This is a genomic window from Flavobacterium sp. FG139 (genome assembly GCF_057809695.1).
Genome location: NZ_JBMDKL010000047.1, coordinates 1 through 777, shown reverse-complemented (window position 1 = coordinate 777; position 777 = coordinate 1). Strand labels below are relative to the sequence as shown.

1 pseudogene is annotated in these 777 nt (G+C 39.8%); it reads right to left on the bottom strand.

The window, feature by feature from the left end:
- A pseudogene (locus ACODSI_RS15040) lies at positions 1–777 on the bottom strand (adhesin); the annotation flags it as partial.

Below are 777 nucleotides of genomic sequence, written 5' to 3'. Positions count from 1 at the left end.
TCGATAACAAATTAGCCGCTTGTGAGTTTAAATTAAACAAGGTAAAGCCATCTGTATCGTCATCACACTCTTGATACACCACTCCTGAGGTAATCAGTGGTAGCGGGTTTACTTTGATGGGTTGTTCTACCAGTACATAACAATGTTCTCCGTGGTAATCAATGTTGTAAATACTCTCTACTCTAATCCATACGTTTTGGTGTACGTTAGCCGCAGTAGCTGGAATAAACTCTAAAGTATTGTTTACCGCATCGGTATAACTCGGATAGTAATGTAAGGTGACATTTGGATCACCATTGGCAATATAAGCCGCATTGGTGGTTAAGTTAAATACCTCGTATCCATCATTTGGATTGTTGGTATCACAACTCACTAAAGGCATACTGCTCAAGTTGGTTCTTGGTGTTGGAATTGGCAATACCACAATAGTAAGTGTTCTATAACTTTTACATCCTGTAACATTGTTTGTAGCGGCTATATATACTGTTTGAGTACCTGGTATGGTATTGACAAATGCTCCTGGATTTGGAATCAATTGGGTGTGTCCTGGATCTAAGTAGAACTGCAAAGTATGACCGGAAACAGTTCCTACAAAACCTGACATATTGAATGTCGTATGCAAATCGTTTGGTTGGCTATCGCTATCACAAAGACTCATCAGTGTTGGTGTAGTCAGTACAATTGGGGTGTTGACTTGTATTTGGAACGAACCCACTATAAAACAATGACTGGCAATGTTCTCAACGCGGTACCAAATGGTTTTTGTTGGCACACAAG